The organism is Thalassotalea ponticola, from assembly GCF_041379045.1.
GTDB classification, from domain to species: domain Bacteria; phylum Pseudomonadota; class Gammaproteobacteria; order Enterobacterales; family Alteromonadaceae; genus Thalassotalea_A; species Thalassotalea_A ponticola.
In genome coordinates this window covers 3031949-3046783 of the sequence record NZ_CP166871.1, presented here as the reverse complement: position 1 = coordinate 3046783, position 14835 = coordinate 3031949, and the positions used below count along the sequence as shown (strand labels likewise).

Sequence of the window (14835 nt, the reverse complement as noted above, 5' to 3'; positions counted from 1 at the left end):
TGTGGCACCTGTGGTCGAATAATAGCTGCCATCAGTAGACGTAAACTAAAGAAGAATAATCCAATGTCAGAGAATCAAAAAACGAATAGAAGACAACAAATTCTAGAGTGCTTGGCGCACATGTTAGAAACGAGCCCAGGGCAACGCATTACCACGGCAAAGCTGGCGGGTGAAGTTGGTTTTTCTGAAGCTGCTTTGTATCGTCACTTCCCTTCAAAAGCCCGTATGTTTGAAGGTTTGATTGAGTACATCGAAGAAGCGATCTTTTCAAGAATTAATATTATTTTATCTGAGCAAAAAGAAACACTTGTGCGTTGTCAGCACATTGCACATGTGATTCTTGTCTTTGCCGAACGCAATCCGGGTATGTGCAGAATTTTAGCCGGTGATGCTCTGGTTGGCGAAAACGAACGCCTCAGAGCCCGAGTGCATCAGTTATTCGAGAAACTTGAAACCCAATTCAAGCAAATCCTGCGCGAACGCAAATTGCGTGAGGGCAAGAGCTTCAGTATAGCCGAAGGTGCGTTAGCGAATATTTTATTGAGCTATTGCGAAGGCAAAATCGGCGCCTATGTGCGTTCGGGTTTCGAGAAAAAGCCAAGTGAAAGTTTCGCGGAGCAATGGCAGTTTTTAACCGCCTCGTGTTAATAAGCGATTTTTACTAACCGGTTTGTATTTAATGTCAGGCCAGCAATAGGAACTTTCTTTGCTGGCTTTATTTTATTTAAAAGAGTGTATTATGAGTGAATTAAGTCAGTTACAGCCATCGTCTTTATGGTCTATATTTGCCAATATTTGTGCTATTCCACACCCGTCAAAGCACGAACAAAAGATCTCTGCGTGGATTCAGCAGTGGGCGTGTGAACTGGGTATTGAGTGTAAAGAAGATACCGTCGGTAACTTATTTTTAAAGAAGCCAGCAACGCCAGGCATGGAAAACTGTAAAGGAGTTATTTTACAGGCTCATATGGACATGGTGCCGCAGAAAAATGCCGGCACAGAGCACGACTTTCTCAACGATCCGATTCGCCCTTATATCGATGGTGAGTGGGTAACTGCAGAGGGGACGACGCTAGGCGCTGATAACGGTATCGGCTTGGCTTCGGCATTGGCGGTATTGGCAAGTGACGACCTTAAACACGGCCCGCTTGAAGTGTTAGTTACGATTGATGAAGAAGCCGGTATGAGTGGCGCGTTTGGCCTCAAAGCAGGTTGGTTAGACGGCGATATTTTGATCAATACAGACTCAGAGCAAGAGGGCGAAGTATACATGGGCTGTGCTGGTGGCGTTGATGCAACAGCAACTTTTCCATTAGAAATGCAAGCAGTACCAACGGACTGGCAATCGTTCAATTTGAGTATTTCCGGTTTAAAAGGTGGTCACTCGGGTGTCGATATTCACCTCGGTCGCGGTAACGCCAATAAGTTGCTAGTGCGCTTTTTACTGCAGGCAAGTAAGCAGTTTGGCATCCAACTGACCGAACTCAACGGTGGTAGTTTACGCAATGCAATTCCTCGCGAAGCAAACGCTAGCTTTGTCGTTGATGCAAAACACATCGATGCATTGCAAAACGCATTTTCGACATATTTAGCCCAAATTCAGACAAATTTAGCCGTGGTAGAGCCAGAATTAACCATGATGCTAATTCAGCCTGAAGAGTTTGAGCAAATGTGGAGTAAAGAGTGTCAGCACCGTATTTTATCAGCGCTTAATGCGGCACCTAATGGCGTGCAGCGCATGAGTGATGATATTGAAGGTATTGTTGAAACGTCAATTAACCTCGGCGTGATACGTTGCAAAGGGCCTAAACTGGTAGTGCTTAACTTGATCCGCTCACTGCATGACGACGGGCGAATTCAAATCGAAGAACAGGTTGAGTCACTGTTTAGCTTAGCCGGTGCACAGGTAGAGTTCTCAGGCGCTTACCCAGGATGGAAGCCGAGTACGGATTCACCTATCATGCACTTAGTGCGTGAAACATATCATCAGTTATTTGATAACTGGCCAGAGGTGATGGTCATTCACGCCGGTTTAGAATGTGGACTGTTTAAAACCGAATACCCACATTTAGATATGGTGTCCATTGGCCCAACGATAAAGTTTCCTCACTCACCGGATGAAAAAGTCGATATTACATCGGTAAGTGAATATTGGAAGCTATTAACCCGCGTTCTGGCTAACATTCCTCATAAATAGCGATCATGTGCTTGGTGGTTCGTATGCGATACAACCACCAAGCGCCGCCATCGTATGACTACTTACGGCGCAGGTGCCTGAGTGAGAATATCTTTGATCAACACGTCGTAATTAGCGATGGCAGGATAGTGCTCAATGTGGCGCACGGGTTGCTGGCTGTCAGGGTTGGCTATCGCCAATAGGTGAGCGATACCATAGCGTTTGGCGGCATCGAGCACGCTAATGGTATCATCGACGAATAATGTGTGTTGTTTGTCAAAACCAATATCATGTTGCAATTGCCGCCACAGTTGTTGCGACTCTTTACTGACACCGTATTGATGGCATGAAATCAGTCGGTCAAAATATTTATCTAACGCAGTTTTTTCGATTTTTAAACTCAAGCTATCAGGGTGGGCATTGGTGACTAAAATAACCTGTCGACCAGATTGTCTCAGCGCCTGCATAAAGTCGTGCGCGTCATCGCGCAACCGGATCAGGTGATCAATTTCTCGCTTGATTTCGGTAATGGCCATATTGGTTTGTTCGGCCCAATAATCGAGGCAATACCAAGAGATGGTTCCTTCTACATCGCGATATTTTTGCGCCAAAAAGTCTTGTGCCTCACTAACGCTGATGCCGTGCACCTGTGCGTATCGTTTGGGCAGGTGTTGTAACCAAAAATAGTTGTCAAAATGCAAATCTAATATGGTGCCATCCATATCTAACAATACGGTTTTTATGTTTGCCCAATCTAGCATCGTTTACCCTATCAATACGGCTATCATTTAAGTATATTATTAAGAAACTAACATCGTTTTGCTATGCTTAAAAGAGAAGTTTTGGGTCATGGGCATGCCGTTGTTTTACGTTGCGCGATGGATGAGAAGTATAGAGCTATATGAATAACGATAACAAATTACAATTACCCGAGATATTGCATAGCCAAGATGTTGCGAAAAGTCGCTTAGTTACAGTTGAGGCCATTGATCTTCGCTTTAGTAACGGTCAGCTGCGCACCTATGAAAAAATAAAAGGCAGTGGCTCGGGCGCCGTGCTAGTGGTGCCTATGTTAGATGATGACACGATGATTCTAGTGCGCGAGTATTGCGCCGGAACACATTCATATCAGTTGGGGTTTCCCAAAGGCCTTATTGACCCCGGCGAGAGTGGCGAACAAGCGGCTAATCGGGAGATGCAAGAAGAAATTGGCTACGGCGCAAAGTCGATTGAATTTTTGCATCAGGTGAGCTTAGCACCTGCGTTTTTTAATGCCACGATGCAACTGTATGTTGCGCGCGGGCTTTACTCTAGCCAACTCGAAGGCGATGAGCCTGAACCATTGCAACAAGTGCATTGGAAATTAGCAGATTATCACCAATTACTGGCGCAACCAGATTTTACCGAGGCACGCAGTATCAGTGCGCTAATGTTATTGCTAGATAGACAAAAAGGTTAACCATGAATCACGCTAGGTTGTTAGAAATCGCCATAGAACTTGCGCAAACCGCTGGTGAGGAGGTGATGCGCTTTTACCACCAGGGCAATTTTGAGCAATATCAAAAAGCGGATGACTCACCGGTAACCAGCGCTGATTTAGCGGCAAATCAGGTGTTAATTGATGGCTTACAACGGCTAACACCCGATATTCCAATCATTTCTGAAGAGAGCACTAACCTCGACTGGCAACAACGACAACACTGGCAACGGTACTGGCTACTCGATCCCATTGACGGTACCGGGGAATTTATCGCCAGAAGTGGTGACTTTGCCGTCAATATCGCCTTAGTGGAAGCCAATTGGCCAACGATTGGCGTAATTCATGCGCCAGCACATCAAGTGACGTACTACGCCAGTAAAGGCGAGGGGGCGTATAAGCAATCACTTGCGCATACCCAACGTATACAGGTAGCCGATTACGACGGGCGTCGACCGCTCAATGTTGGCGTTTCCCGTCGACAAAAGCTAGCGGTTATCGAGCCTTATTTAAATCAGGATTACGCCTATCAACACAAGCCACTGGGCAGTTGTTCGCTGAAAAGTTGTCAGATTGCAGAAGGCAGTACAGATTTGTACATACGCATTGGTCCCACCGGTGAGTGGGATACCGGTGCTAGCCATATTATTTTACAAGAGGCCGGTGGTAATATTGTCGACAGTGAATTGAATGCACTAAGCTATAATCGACGTCCGAGTTTAATGAATCCAGACTTTATTGGTTTGGGCAATGGTAATATCGATTGGCAATCTGTGATCATTCCACATCGATGCAGTCGCAGTAGCGACTGATTTTATACCGATACTTTTAATGTGAGGGAAGCGATATGATAACCTTTTTACGCAGCGTAGTAATCGCCACTTTTGTCTGTACAAGCTTTACCGCACTGGCAAATTGGCAACTGGAAGGGCAACAATCATCGTTGAGCTTTGTCAGTATCAAGAAGCAAGATATTGCAGAAGTCCATCGTTTTGACAGGCTATCGGGTTTCATTAATGACGATGGCCAAGCGCAAATAGACATTGCCTTAAACAGTGTTAATACAGGTATTGATATTAGAGATACGCGGATGAAGCAAATGCTGTTTAATACAGACCAATTTGCCACCGCGGTGGTGCGAGCCGAGGTAAGCGAAAGTATGCTAGCTGGGTTAACCCTCGGCCAGGTGCATCCCTTAACGCTTGAGGGGCACCTTGACCTACACGGTAAAAGCCAACCATTCACGGCCAAATGTCGTGTGATTCGCGTTGATAAAAATACTTTATTTGTCTCAACCAGCCAACCTGTTGTTATCAGTGCCAGTGATTTTGGGTTAAGCGAAGGGGTGACTAAACTGACAGAAATTGCTGGCTTGCCGAGCATTTCAAATGCCGTACCGGTAACCTTTAGCCTAGTGTTTACCCGTTAATCGCTCAACGCGATAACCGCAAGTGGTGTGCTTATACCTGACACCACTTGTGTCGGTGGCGATGCCTTAGTCACCTGCTTGCAAAAACTGGCTTTTTTCGACGATATTGATGGTTTCATGTAGCTCGGAATAGACGATAACGTACTCGCCAGCTTGCAACTTCTGTTTTAGTTGCTGTTTTTTCGTCGCTAAAGATAACTCGTGTTCACCGTAGTCTGTACCTTCGCGCAGTACATAGGATTCAATGAGATTATCTAAGGTGTCGCTGTTTATCTGTTCGATCGGGATTATCATCGGTAAATCTCGGTAGTTATAGCGCCTGTGGCCAAGTCTGTTCAAAGTAATCAAGCACCCGTTGCTCAATATAGTAACTCGGTTTTAATGGATTGTGTCCACCAATAAAGCCAACATGACCACCGCGCTTACTGATTTCATAAGTTAGGTATCGACTTTCAGGCAGCTTATCAATGAACTGATGGCATAAAAACGGATCGTCGAGGGCGTGCAAGACCAGAGTAGGGGTACGAATTTGTGCCAATTGATACAAGCCACTGACTTTTTCATAGTAATCGATGGCACTGTCAAAACCGTGAATCGGGGCGGTAACCGACTCGTCAAAGTCGGCAAGTAAGCGAATATTTCGCAATGCCTCTTTGTCAATGTGATTGATTAAGCCGAGTTCAATTTTAGTGAGCGTACTTGCTTTTAGCATATCGACCAAATACTTTTGATAGACCTTAGAGAAACCTTGCGATATGCGGGTACTGCAACTGTGCAAGTGCAACGGCGCACAAATAATAGCGCTTGCTTGAAACGGGGTGTGCTGATCTTGGGCGAGGTAATTCGCCAATACATTGCCACCGAGCGAAAAGCCCAAAATAGCCAACTGACGATTTGCGAAGCGCTGCTGTAAATAATGAACGCAATAATGGACATCATACGTGTCGCCGCTGTGATAGCTCGGACCGTGCCGATTGGGTTTGCCCGAGCAACCGCGAAAGTGCATTAACACGGCAATCCAGCCACGCTGCTTAATTGCTGCCATCATACCTTTGGCGTAATGACTATCGATAGAACCCTCTAATCCGTGCAACACAAACACGATGGGCTTTTGTGCAGAATGAGCAGGATCCTCAGTCCACGCCAACTCAACGAAATCACCATCAGGGGTTTCTACCGTTTCAGTGATCGTATCTAGATGTAAGTTTTTTCTCAGAAGCTTACCGGCCATGGTTTGCAAATGACAATTGCGCAACCACCAAGCAGGTTTAAAATTACTGTCTAGTTTCATTTTTTCGTGTGTTGTTTATCAACCGTGAACAAGCTGATGATTATACCGTGTTTTCGTTAATTAAACAGGTATCAAGGCCGTTTTGACGGCATGTCTAAGGCGTTGATAGAGGGCTGTATGCCCTCAGTCAATATGAGAGAAGCCACTATGGGTGACTTGTTTTAATTGTTCGCAGCAACGCGAAACACGGCTAATGTTTGCCCTGATGCATCGGATAGGGTTAACGTTGAACCGGTTATTTGATAATTCGTGGTTTGATCTAGGGCGACAAACAAAGCATCTTCTTGTTGCATACCTTGTTGACACATTTTTTTGGTTGCCGCGGCGATGCCAAAATCTATATCTGATCCATCGATGCTGTATTTTCCTTGGTAATTATTACAACCGGCAAAACCGAAATAACGCTGATCTTCTTGGTTAAATTCAACAAAGATCGTTTTGCCCTCATCACCGGTTGATTCGGGATTGCCTGCAAGTTCAACCAAGTTCCAAACAGAACCGATTAGTGGTGCGCTTTCTGCCGGGGCGCTGGTATTCGTCGCCTCTTGGCAGGCTGTCAAAGCCAATAATGCAATCGGCAACACACTTGTATGTAACAGTTTCATTTTAATGCTCCATCAAAATTGTCTTTTTAAGAATAGTCGGTTTTGCACAACATCTGCCGACTTTGTCTATATATCGACGAAATAACCACTACTCGGCTGCCATGATATCCTCAATTTGCTCGAGTAACGTCATCCAGGTTTCTTCAGCTTGTTCGAGTTTTGGTTTTAGCTCAGATTGTTGCTTCAACAGTTGGCTGAGTTTGTCTTTGTTTTGCTCGTCGTAGGTAGCCGGATCTGCCATTTGCTGTTCGATTTCGTCGAGTGATTGCTGCCACGATTCGATTTGTTGTTCAAGCTTATCGGCTTGCTTCTTTAACGGAGCGGCTTTTTTGCGTAATTCAGCCTGTAAGCGACGTTGTTCTTTTTTATCTACCTTATCGACGTTGTCGGTAGGGTTTTGCTTACTTTGCAGCGCCTTTTTGTCGTCGTCTAACCATTTTTGATAGTCGTCAATGTCGCCATCAAATGGTTGTACTAAGCCTTGACCAACTAAATAGAACTCATCAACACACGATTCGAGTAAATAGCGATCGTGGGCGATGAGAATGATTGCGCCATTAAAATTCTGCAAGGCCAGCACCAGTGCTTGACGCATTTCCAAATCTAAATGGTTTGTCGGTTCATCGAGTAATAGCAATTGAGGTTGATCGAGTACGATTAAAGCGAGAACCAAACGCGCTTTTTCACCACCTGACATGGTATCAATAACACTCAACGCTTGATCGCCACTAAAGCCAAAGCGACCTAAGTGATTACGCGCTTGTTGCTCGGTTAAGCTCGGGTGCGCAAGTAACACCTGATTAACAGCGGTATCAAGAGTGTGCAGTTGCTCTAACTGGTGTTGAGAAAAATAGCCAATATTGAGCTCTTGAGCGCTAAAGCGAGTACCTGACATTAGCGCCAACTCGCCGGCGAGCGATTTGATCAGTGTTGATTTACCAGCGCCATTGCGACCGAGTAAACCAATGCGACTGCCGGGTACTAAATTGAGCGATACTTGAGATAAAATTTTTGCCTCGTCGCCATAACCACAATCACTGTTTTCAAGCGACAACAAAGGGTATGGCATATACGACGGATTGCTGAACTCAAAACTAAATTGGCTGTCAACGTGGGCCGGCGTTAAGTCGGGTAATTTTTCTAAGCGTTTCAGGCGACTTTGTGCTTGTTTGGCTTTCGATGCTTTGGCGCGAAATCTATCGACAAACGCCGTTAACTGTTGCCGTTCTTTTACTTGCTTTTGATACATTGCGTCTTGCTGGGCAAGGTGTTCGGCTCGCTGGCGCTCAAACGCGGAATAATTGCCGTTGTATAGTTTCGCCGTCGCATGCTCTATATGCAGTACTTCGTTAACCACAGCGTCAAGGAAGTCGCGGTCGTGAGAAATGAGCACTAGGGTACCTTGGTAGCGATTTAACCACTTTTGTAACCAAAGGACAGCATCTAAATCTAAGTGGTTAGTTGGTTCGTCGAGCAACATCAAATCGGCTCGACTTATCAGTGCTTGAGCTAAGTTTAAACGCATCCGCCAACCACCGGAAAAACTTTTAACAGGCTCAGTGAGTTGGTCCTGAGTAAAACCTAGACCGTGCAGTAACTCGCCTGCACGCGCATTGAGAGAGTAGCCATTTATGGCGTCGATTTGGTCGAGTAACGTCGCTTCGAGGGCGCCGTTATTCGCTTGTCGTGCCGATGATAACTGTTTTTCCAAAGCTCTGAATTGCTGATCGCCGTCAATGACATAATCGATGGCGCTTTGTATTAGCGCTGGTGTTTCTTGTTTTACCGTCGCAACAGCCCATTGTTTGGGGATGTCTAAGTTGCCTTTGTCTACTTGCAGTTGTCCTAGTATGGCCGCAAAAAGCGAGGATTTACCGCAGCCATTTTTGCCTACTAAACCAACTTTGTGACCTGGGTATATGGTAAAACTCGAGTCGCTGATAAGAGTCTTGACGCCTCTGTCTAAGGTGATTTGTGATGCTTTGATCAAACTTTAATCCTTTTTCTCGGTCGCTAAACACGATAAAATACGCGCAATGTAACATGGTATTTTAGCTTGAATATGAAAAAACGATTTATTGCTGGCGCTACCTGCCCAGAATGTAAAAAGGTTGACACTCTAGCGCTGTATAAAGAAGACGGCGTAGAAAAAGTAACCTGTGTTGCCTGTAATATGTTAATGACTCAACCCGATGAACAAGTTGCACCGCAAACACGTGATGACGAGACCGTGATTGGCGTATTCAAGCCCTAATTTTAGTTATGGGTATCAGTTGACGATTTTGTAACTGATAACGGGCTAGTAATGTGGCGGTGGCGCCTCGTCTTCTTGTCGAGCAATTTGCGATACATTCAAACTTTTCACTTTGTCGATGATCAAATGCAGTTGATCTTTAAGCTGGCTGATGTTCTCTTGATGTATGGCGATTTCCGTGTTTAGTTGTTCAATCACATCATCTTGAAATGCAATTTTGGCTTCCAGCTCATCAATGCGAACCTCTAGCGCAGATATTAATGTGTTGTTTTGATTCATAACACACTCCTAGCAAAAATTTGTGGTCATTATCGCTCACCAAGATACGAAGTAAACCTTTTATTGCTGGTGACGTTTAAAAATAGATTTTTGTCCCAATATGATTCCTTATCAACAGATATGTTGACCAATCGCATAATAAGCCTATGCAATGAGCGAATTTATCGCTAGTATTGGGTAACTTTAATAACAATGAAAAGTATTTAGGGGGCTTCTCCTGATATACGAAGTTTTGGAGAAAGAGATGAAATTTATTACCAAACCAACGATGGTCGCAGTCGCGGTACTTGCCCTTATCGGTTGTAACCAACAACAAGCAGAAAAGCAAGCCGTCACATTAGACACTGAAGATCAAAAGCAAGCTTATGCGTTAGGCGCATCACTTGGCAATTACATGACCAATAACTTAGCTGAAAATGACAAGCTTGAAATCAATCTAGATAAAGAGTTGATCTTAGCCGGTTTTGAAGAAACCATGAATGGCAAGGGCCAGTTTGACGAGCAGCAAATGCAAGATATGTTGATGGCATTGGATCAACGCGTTCGTGGCAAGCGCGAAGCACTAGCCGCGAGCGAACGCGAAAAAGCACTAACTGAAGGCAAAGCATTTTTGGCCAACAACGCAGAGCAAGATGGTGTTGTGGTAACTGAAAGCGGTTTACAGTATCAAGTATTAACAGAAGGTGAAGGCGATAAGCCAGCAGCGACCGATACGGTAAAAGTACACTATAAAGGTACTTTAATTGACGGTACTGAATTTGATAGCTCTTACAAGCGCAATCAGCCGATTGAATTTCCGTTAAACCGCGTAATTAAAGGTTGGACGGAAGGTGTTCAGTTAATGAGCCCAGGTTCTCACTACAAATTTGTTATTCCAGCCGATTTGGCATACGGCGAACAAGGTACAGGGCCTATTCCTGGTAATGCAACCTTGATCTTTGAAGTTGAATTGCTTGAAGTGATCAAACCGGCTGAGCAATCAGACTCTTAATAACTTGCACCAATAGAAGTAAAAACGCCGGTTAATACCGGCGTTTTTACTTCTGTAACAATAACGTTTTTTTGCCCAGTAGCGCATGTCGTATCCACTGTCTACAGCACGGATGGTACGATAACTTTGAGGAGATCTTCAGACGAGAAACAGCCTGCCGAGCAACTGAGGTGATGGTTAACGTTAGCGCGGTTAACCACTAACACCAGAACGTGTTATCAAGCTTCAGTGTGTTTAACGTAGAGCGTTTCAATTAACCTATCTTCGAGCTCAAAGCGCTGTTCTAGCATTTGTCCCAAGCTGGATAGTTCGGCATCAAAGCCTTCAACGGCATCAACAGCCTCAATATCGGCGTACTTGTCATTAAAATTAAGTGCTGCGTCCGTAGACGCTGAAATTTGCGGATAAAGCTTACGCGCTAAGGCGAGTGATTCGGGACCCCGCTCTTCGCATTGACTGACTATTTGATCGTACACTTCAAAGTGACCGGCGGATAGGTAGTCCATAAGCAACTGACAAAACGATTGAATTTCGTTTTGGCTAGGTAAAGAGTGCTTATCTTTTTCGTACGGAGGTATACCTGCTAACTGACAGTAGTTAATGAGCACTTGCTGCCGTTCACCGAGCCAGTTATCGATGGCGCTGTGAGACCCACCCCATTGTTGTTGTGCTTGTTCTAAACGTGTAAGCATGTCCCCTCCGTTAGTCGTATGCAGCATTTGAGACACTTACTATAAGACTGAATTTTGTTCACAAATGCAACACATTTTTATATCTGATTATAAGTATATGATTTGTCGATTATAATGCTGGAAAGGCGGAATCGATTTATATCTAGTATAGCTTCCAGTCGCTGATTACAATAAATTTTTGATAATTATTTTTAGTCGAACAGATGCTTTAAGTATCTGCTCTAACAGTATGTTTTGATTGTATTTAACGTAATCAGGGCTGATCTTTAACGGCGTGTGAATAAGCGAGCACCGCTGCTCAACCAAGCTACAATAGTGTGTTTTTGGGTGGCGAGTGATGGCTAGTGTTTCGGTCGCCCACAGATGAACTGGCCAAGTAGCAACGTTGGCGTCTAATGTTTGGTTAGAAGAGTGCGTTACCAGCGGCTGCTTCGATAGCACATCGAGGCGGGCGGATAATAATCCGAGCCAATGGCGGTAATGTTGTCCGTACAGCAGGCAGCGATCCCATATGGCGTGTAAATTGTCGCAACCCTGGTCTGGGTGCACCGTTGAAATCAAATTACCTCCCTTATCAGACTGAAAGCCGATGTGTAACGGTTGATGAATATCCCCCACCCAGTGGCTGATAAATAATAACGGCTGCCACTTATCGTGCCCCGAATCGCTGTGCCACAGTTGCTTAACGTGCTGAGTTATCGCATAGGTTATACACGGTGTATCTGCTCGACAAAGGTCTTGAACTATCTGGGTCACCTCTCGGTCTACGTTGACATAGTGCCAAGGTTTGTAGTGGGCAAAGCGCTTATCGTCTTTTATCGCATCGGCCCAGTTACAGGCATCGGCGAATGAAAGGGGATTTGTGTGAGGTTTATTTATATAGCGCTTTATACGCCGCTGCTCGGTGTCAGGGATGAATTGCAGTAACGCCTGCAGTTGTTGTCTCTCACCTGTGTCAAGTTGCAACCATGTGAGGTCGCATACTAACGAATGACCTTGCTTACCCAGCGCCATAGCGTTTGGTGAGACGATAGTCGATAGGCCAATTAGCCATATCAAGATGCGCAACATGAGCGTGTTTTGTTTACCGAGCAAAGAGAGTTGAAGCTGTTACTATAGCTGGAAATGAGAACAATAAGGTTGGCAAAAGCGATATTTGGGGAAATAAAAAGGCCTTAAAAAACTTTAAGGCCTGAAATGCTCGCTGTATGGTCTAGTTCAACTAGCTTCTTATTAGTTATTCTTAACTTGCCTTTGTTTATATCAAAGCATGTGTTGTTAAGCAACCTGTTTTTACAAAAATATTTCATTTTATTTTGTTTTTTTTAAATTTATCGGTTTAACAAGTGCTTAAATTTTGCTTTCTTTTATAGTAACTGTTGTGGCTTTTGGGTAGAATGTCGGCAATTTTTTTTAGGGCGAAAAATCGATGACACAATTAAAAAATGATACCTATTTACGCGCGCTATTAGGTCAGCCAGTGGACTACACTCCGGTATGGATGATGCGCCAAGCGGGACGTTATTTGCCAGAGTATAAAGAAACGCGCAAAGACGCCGGTGACTTTATGTCATTGTGCCGCAATACTGAATTGGCTACCGAGGTTACGCTGCAACCATTGCGCCGTTTTGACCTCGATGCGGCAATTCTGTTCAGTGATATCTTGACCATTCCTGATGCAATGGGTTTAGGCTTGTACTTTGAAACAGGCGAAGGTCCTAAATTTGAACGCCCAATTACTTGTGCCGCAGATGTAAAAAAAATTGGTCAACCAGATCCTGAAGGTGAATTGCAATACGTGATGAACGCTGTTCGCTCTATCCGCAAAGCGCTCGATGGCTCAGTACCGTTAATTGGCTTCTCTGGTAGCCCGTGGACGCTGGCAACCTATATGGTTGAAGGTGGTAGCTCAAAAGCGTTTACCAAAATTAAGAAAATGATGTTTGCAGAGCCACAAACTTTGCACCTACTGCTCGATAAGCTAGCAGATTCGGTTATTTCTTATTTGAATGCACAAATTGCTGCCGGTGCTCAGTCGGTAATGGTATTTGATACATGGGGTGGAGTCCTATCGCCAAACATGTATAAAGAGTTCTCATTGCAATACATGGCGAAAATTGTTGATGGCTTAACTCGCGAGAACGACGGTCGCAAAGTTCCTGTCACACTGTTCACCAAAAATGGTGGTATGTGGTTAGAATCTATTGCTGCAACGGGCTGTGATGCGGTTGGCTTAGATTGGACCATTAACATTGAAGATGCGGTTGCCCGCGTCGGTGACAAAGTGGCACTACAAGGCAATATGGATCCATCAATGCTTTATGCGCCAAAAGAGCGCATTGAAGAGGAAGTACAGCGTATCTTGACGGGTTTTGGTGATAAAGGAACCGGCCACGTGTTTAATTTAGGGCACGGTATTCACCCTGATGTTAATCCAGAGCACGCAGGTTACTTTATTGATGCGGTTCACCGCTTCAGTAAACCGTTCCATAAGTAATTGGCAATCGACATATCAGTTTCGTATCAATTAAGGGGCAGATGCCCCTTTTTTATTAAAGCTATTCCAAGTTAATCGGTTTTGCGCTTTAATAACGGCACAACCCACAAGGCAGCACGCCGATGCAATATTATCATTCGTTAAAATCGTTAACCAGCTTTGCTCTTGAGGCAAAGGCAGCTCATCTGGTTGAATTATCATCGCTTGCCGATCTCGAGCGTTTATCCGCTAACTTACCTGAACCGCGTTACGTTCTTGGCGGTGGCAGCAATACCTTATTTATCGAGGACTTTAACGGCACGATTATTTGTCCTAAGTTTGAAGGGATCAGTGTCAAAGAAGACGACCAGGCTTATTATCTGCATGTCGCCAGTGGTGAAAATTGGCATCAATTGGTGTGCTACTGTTTAGCCAACAAGATGCCCGGTTTGGAAAATTTAGCATTGATCCCCGGTGACTGTGGTGCCGCGCCTATCCAAAATATCGGTGCTTATGGTGTCGAATTTAGCGATGTTTGTCAGTATGTTGATTGGTTCGAATTTAGCACCGGCAAAATGCACAGACTGTCGCTAAATCAGTGTGAATTTGCTTATCGAGATAGTGTTTTTAAGCGCCGTTTGAAAGATAAAGGGATAATTTGTGCCATAGGCATTAGGTTGGCAAAGCAGTGGCAGCCCAAACTGAGTTATGCCGGGTTAAGCGATTTAACCGGTGCCGTCACACCGCGCCACGTATTTGATACAGTAGTGGCTATTCGGCAAAGTAAACTGCCCGATCCTGATGTGATGCCCAACGCTGGAAGCTTTTTTAAAAATCCCATTGTTGATTATTCGACCTATCAAGCATTGTTGAGTGAATTTGAACATCTGCCGTGTTATGTGCAAGCGGATAACACGGTCAAATTGGCCGCTGGCTGGTTGATTGATCAATGCCAATTAAAAGGCTACCAGCACAAAGGTGCAGCCGTGCACGTCAAACAGGCGTTGGTGTTAGTTAACGTCAATAACGCAAAAGGCGATGACGTAATCGCATTGGCTAAACACGTGCAACAAGCGGTATATGACAAGTTTGCCGTTACCTTGCAACCGGAAGTACGCTTTGTGGGTCGCAACGGTGAAATGACACTTGCGCAATTTAGCTGACT

At 44.7% G+C, this 14835-nt stretch carries 17 protein-coding genes; 9 read left to right on the top strand and 8 right to left on the bottom strand.

Annotation, left to right across the window (positions count from 1 at the left end; genetic code table 11):
* Positions 1–63: 63 nt before the first annotated feature.
* Together slmA and ACAY30_RS13395 are read left to right on the top strand one after the other, a co-directional pair.
* Positions 64–648 (top strand): nucleoid occlusion factor SlmA, encoded by a 585-nt coding sequence (gene slmA, locus ACAY30_RS13400; protein WP_290251663.1) that lies wholly within the window; start codon positions 64–66, stop codon positions 646–648.
* Positions 649–739: 91 nt separating this feature from the next.
* Positions 740–2197, top strand: a complete 1458-nt coding sequence (locus ACAY30_RS13395; protein ID WP_290251664.1) for an aminoacyl-histidine dipeptidase — start codon at positions 740–742, stop codon at positions 2195–2197.
* 62 nt (positions 2198–2259) lie between these two features.
* Here the strand turns inward: ACAY30_RS13395 and yrfG are convergent, their stop codons facing one another.
* Positions 2260–2937 (bottom strand): GMP/IMP nucleotidase, encoded by a 678-nt coding sequence (yrfG, locus tag ACAY30_RS13390; protein ID WP_290251665.1) that lies wholly within the window; start codon positions 2935–2937, stop codon positions 2260–2262.
* Positions 2938–3077: 140 nt separating this feature from the next.
* Between yrfG and nudE the strand changes: the two genes are divergently transcribed.
* Genes nudE through ACAY30_RS13375 form a run of 3 tightly spaced genes read left to right on the top strand, consistent with a single transcriptional unit; the run spans position 3078 to position 5082 of the window.
* Positions 3078–3635 carry an ADP compounds hydrolase NudE gene (nudE, locus tag ACAY30_RS13385; protein WP_290251666.1) on the top strand — a complete coding sequence of 186 codons (558 nt, stop codon included), beginning with the start codon at positions 3078–3080 and terminating at the stop codon, positions 3633–3635.
* Positions 3636–3637: 2 nt separating this feature from the next.
* On the top strand, positions 3638–4465 hold the full coding sequence (gene cysQ, locus ACAY30_RS13380) for a 3'(2'),5'-bisphosphate nucleotidase CysQ (protein ID WP_290251667.1): 828 nt from the start codon (positions 3638–3640) through the stop codon (positions 4463–4465).
* A gap of 35 nt (positions 4466–4500) precedes the next feature.
* On the top strand, positions 4501–5082 hold the full coding sequence (locus ACAY30_RS13375; RefSeq protein ID WP_290251668.1) for a YceI family protein: 582 nt from the start codon (positions 4501–4503) through the stop codon (positions 5080–5082).
* 66 nt (positions 5083–5148) lie between these two features.
* Here ACAY30_RS13375 and ACAY30_RS13370 read toward each other — a convergent pair whose 3' ends face one another.
* The 4 genes from ACAY30_RS13370 to ACAY30_RS13355 all read right to left on the bottom strand — a co-directional run bounded on the left by ACAY30_RS13370 (position 5149) and on the right by ACAY30_RS13355 (position 8968).
* A complete protein-coding gene (locus ACAY30_RS13370) occupies positions 5149–5376 on the bottom strand; it encodes a YheU family protein (RefSeq protein ID WP_290251669.1) in 228 nt (75 codons plus the stop codon).
* A gap of 16 nt (positions 5377–5392) precedes the next feature.
* Positions 5393–6373 carry a hydrolase gene (locus ACAY30_RS13365; RefSeq protein ID WP_290251670.1) on the bottom strand — a complete coding sequence of 327 codons (981 nt, stop codon included), beginning with the start codon at positions 6371–6373 and terminating at the stop codon, positions 5393–5395.
* Between the two features lie 161 nt (positions 6374–6534).
* On the bottom strand, positions 6535–6978 hold the full coding sequence (locus ACAY30_RS13360) for an META domain-containing protein (RefSeq protein WP_290251671.1): 444 nt from the start codon (positions 6976–6978) through the stop codon (positions 6535–6537).
* Positions 6979–7066: 88 nt separating this feature from the next.
* The gene (locus tag ACAY30_RS13355) at positions 7067–8968 is read right to left on the bottom strand and encodes an ATP-binding cassette domain-containing protein (RefSeq protein WP_290251672.1); all 1902 of its coding nucleotides are present in this window, start codon (positions 8966–8968) and stop codon (positions 7067–7069) included.
* Between the two features lie 66 nt (positions 8969–9034).
* Here ACAY30_RS13355 and ACAY30_RS13350 point away from each other — a divergent pair, with 66 nt between their 5' ends.
* On the top strand, positions 9035–9232 hold the full coding sequence (locus tag ACAY30_RS13350) for a YheV family putative zinc ribbon protein (RefSeq protein ID WP_290251673.1): 198 nt from the start codon (positions 9035–9037) through the stop codon (positions 9230–9232).
* 45 nt (positions 9233–9277) lie between these two features.
* Here the strand turns inward: ACAY30_RS13350 and ACAY30_RS13345 are convergent, their stop codons facing one another.
* Positions 9278–9511 (bottom strand): SlyX family protein, encoded by a 234-nt coding sequence (locus ACAY30_RS13345; protein ID WP_290251674.1) that lies wholly within the window; start codon positions 9509–9511, stop codon positions 9278–9280.
* A 244-nt stretch (positions 9512–9755) separates the two neighbouring features.
* Between ACAY30_RS13345 and fkpA the strand changes: the two genes are divergently transcribed.
* Positions 9756–10502 carry an FKBP-type peptidyl-prolyl cis-trans isomerase gene (gene fkpA / locus ACAY30_RS13340; protein ID WP_290251675.1) on the top strand — a complete coding sequence of 249 codons (747 nt, stop codon included), beginning with the start codon at positions 9756–9758 and terminating at the stop codon, positions 10500–10502.
* Positions 10503–10720: 218 nt separating this feature from the next.
* Here fkpA and rsd read toward each other — a convergent pair whose 3' ends face one another.
* Positions 10721–11194: a sigma D regulator gene (gene rsd / locus ACAY30_RS13335; protein ID WP_290251676.1), complete on the bottom strand. Its 474-nt coding sequence runs from the start codon at positions 11192–11194 to the stop codon at positions 10721–10723.
* A gap of 165 nt (positions 11195–11359) precedes the next feature.
* Positions 11360–12265, bottom strand: coding sequence for a S1/P1 nuclease (locus ACAY30_RS13330; protein ID WP_290251677.1), 906 nt, complete (start codon positions 12263–12265; stop codon positions 11360–11362).
* Between the two features lie 358 nt (positions 12266–12623).
* Between ACAY30_RS13330 and hemE the strand changes: the two genes are divergently transcribed.
* Both hemE and murB read left to right on the top strand, forming a co-directional pair.
* On the top strand, positions 12624–13691 hold the full coding sequence (gene hemE / locus ACAY30_RS13325; RefSeq protein WP_290251678.1) for a uroporphyrinogen decarboxylase: 1068 nt from the start codon (positions 12624–12626) through the stop codon (positions 13689–13691).
* A 122-nt stretch (positions 13692–13813) separates the two neighbouring features.
* Entirely contained in the window at positions 13814–14833 is a 1020-nt protein-coding gene (gene murB, locus ACAY30_RS13320) for a UDP-N-acetylmuramate dehydrogenase (RefSeq protein ID WP_290251679.1), read from the top strand.
* The last annotated feature ends 2 nt before the right edge of the window (positions 14834–14835 follow it).

Bases quoted from the DNA above. Each gene is read 5' to 3' on its own strand.
- ACAY30_RS13360 (WP_290251671.1), bottom strand. From the start codon at position 6,978: ATGAAACTGTTACATACAAGTGTGTTGCCGATTGCATTATTGGCTTTG.
- slmA (WP_290251663.1), top strand. From the start codon at position 64: ATGTCAGAGAATCAAAAAACGAATAGAAGACAACAAATTCTAGAGTGC.
- rsd (WP_290251676.1), bottom strand. From the start codon at position 11,194: ATGCTTACACGTTTAGAACAAGCACAACAACAATGGGGTGGGTCTCAC.
- hemE (WP_290251678.1), top strand. From the start codon at position 12,624: ATGACACAATTAAAAAATGATACCTATTTACGCGCGCTATTAGGTCAG.
- ACAY30_RS13365 (WP_290251670.1), bottom strand. From the start codon at position 6,373: ATGAAACTAGACAGTAATTTTAAACCTGCTTGGTGGTTGCGCAATTGT.
- ACAY30_RS13370 (WP_290251669.1), bottom strand. From the start codon at position 5,376: ATGATAATCCCGATCGAACAGATAAACAGCGACACCTTAGATAATCTC.
- fkpA (WP_290251675.1), top strand. From the start codon at position 9,756: ATGAAATTTATTACCAAACCAACGATGGTCGCAGTCGCGGTACTTGCC.
- ACAY30_RS13330 (WP_290251677.1), bottom strand. From the start codon at position 12,265: ATGTTGCGCATCTTGATATGGCTAATTGGCCTATCGACTATCGTCTCA.
- ACAY30_RS13395 (WP_290251664.1), top strand. From the start codon at position 740: ATGAGTGAATTAAGTCAGTTACAGCCATCGTCTTTATGGTCTATATTT.
- murB (WP_290251679.1), top strand. From the start codon at position 13,814: ATGCAATATTATCATTCGTTAAAATCGTTAACCAGCTTTGCTCTTGAG.
- ACAY30_RS13345 (WP_290251674.1), bottom strand. From the start codon at position 9,511: ATGAATCAAAACAACACATTAATATCTGCGCTAGAGGTTCGCATTGAT.
- ACAY30_RS13375 (WP_290251668.1), top strand. From the start codon at position 4,501: ATGATAACCTTTTTACGCAGCGTAGTAATCGCCACTTTTGTCTGTACA.
- cysQ (WP_290251667.1), top strand. From the start codon at position 3,638: ATGAATCACGCTAGGTTGTTAGAAATCGCCATAGAACTTGCGCAAACC.
- yrfG (WP_290251665.1), bottom strand. From the start codon at position 2,937: ATGCTAGATTGGGCAAACATAAAAACCGTATTGTTAGATATGGATGGC.
- nudE (WP_290251666.1), top strand. From the start codon at position 3,078: ATGAATAACGATAACAAATTACAATTACCCGAGATATTGCATAGCCAA.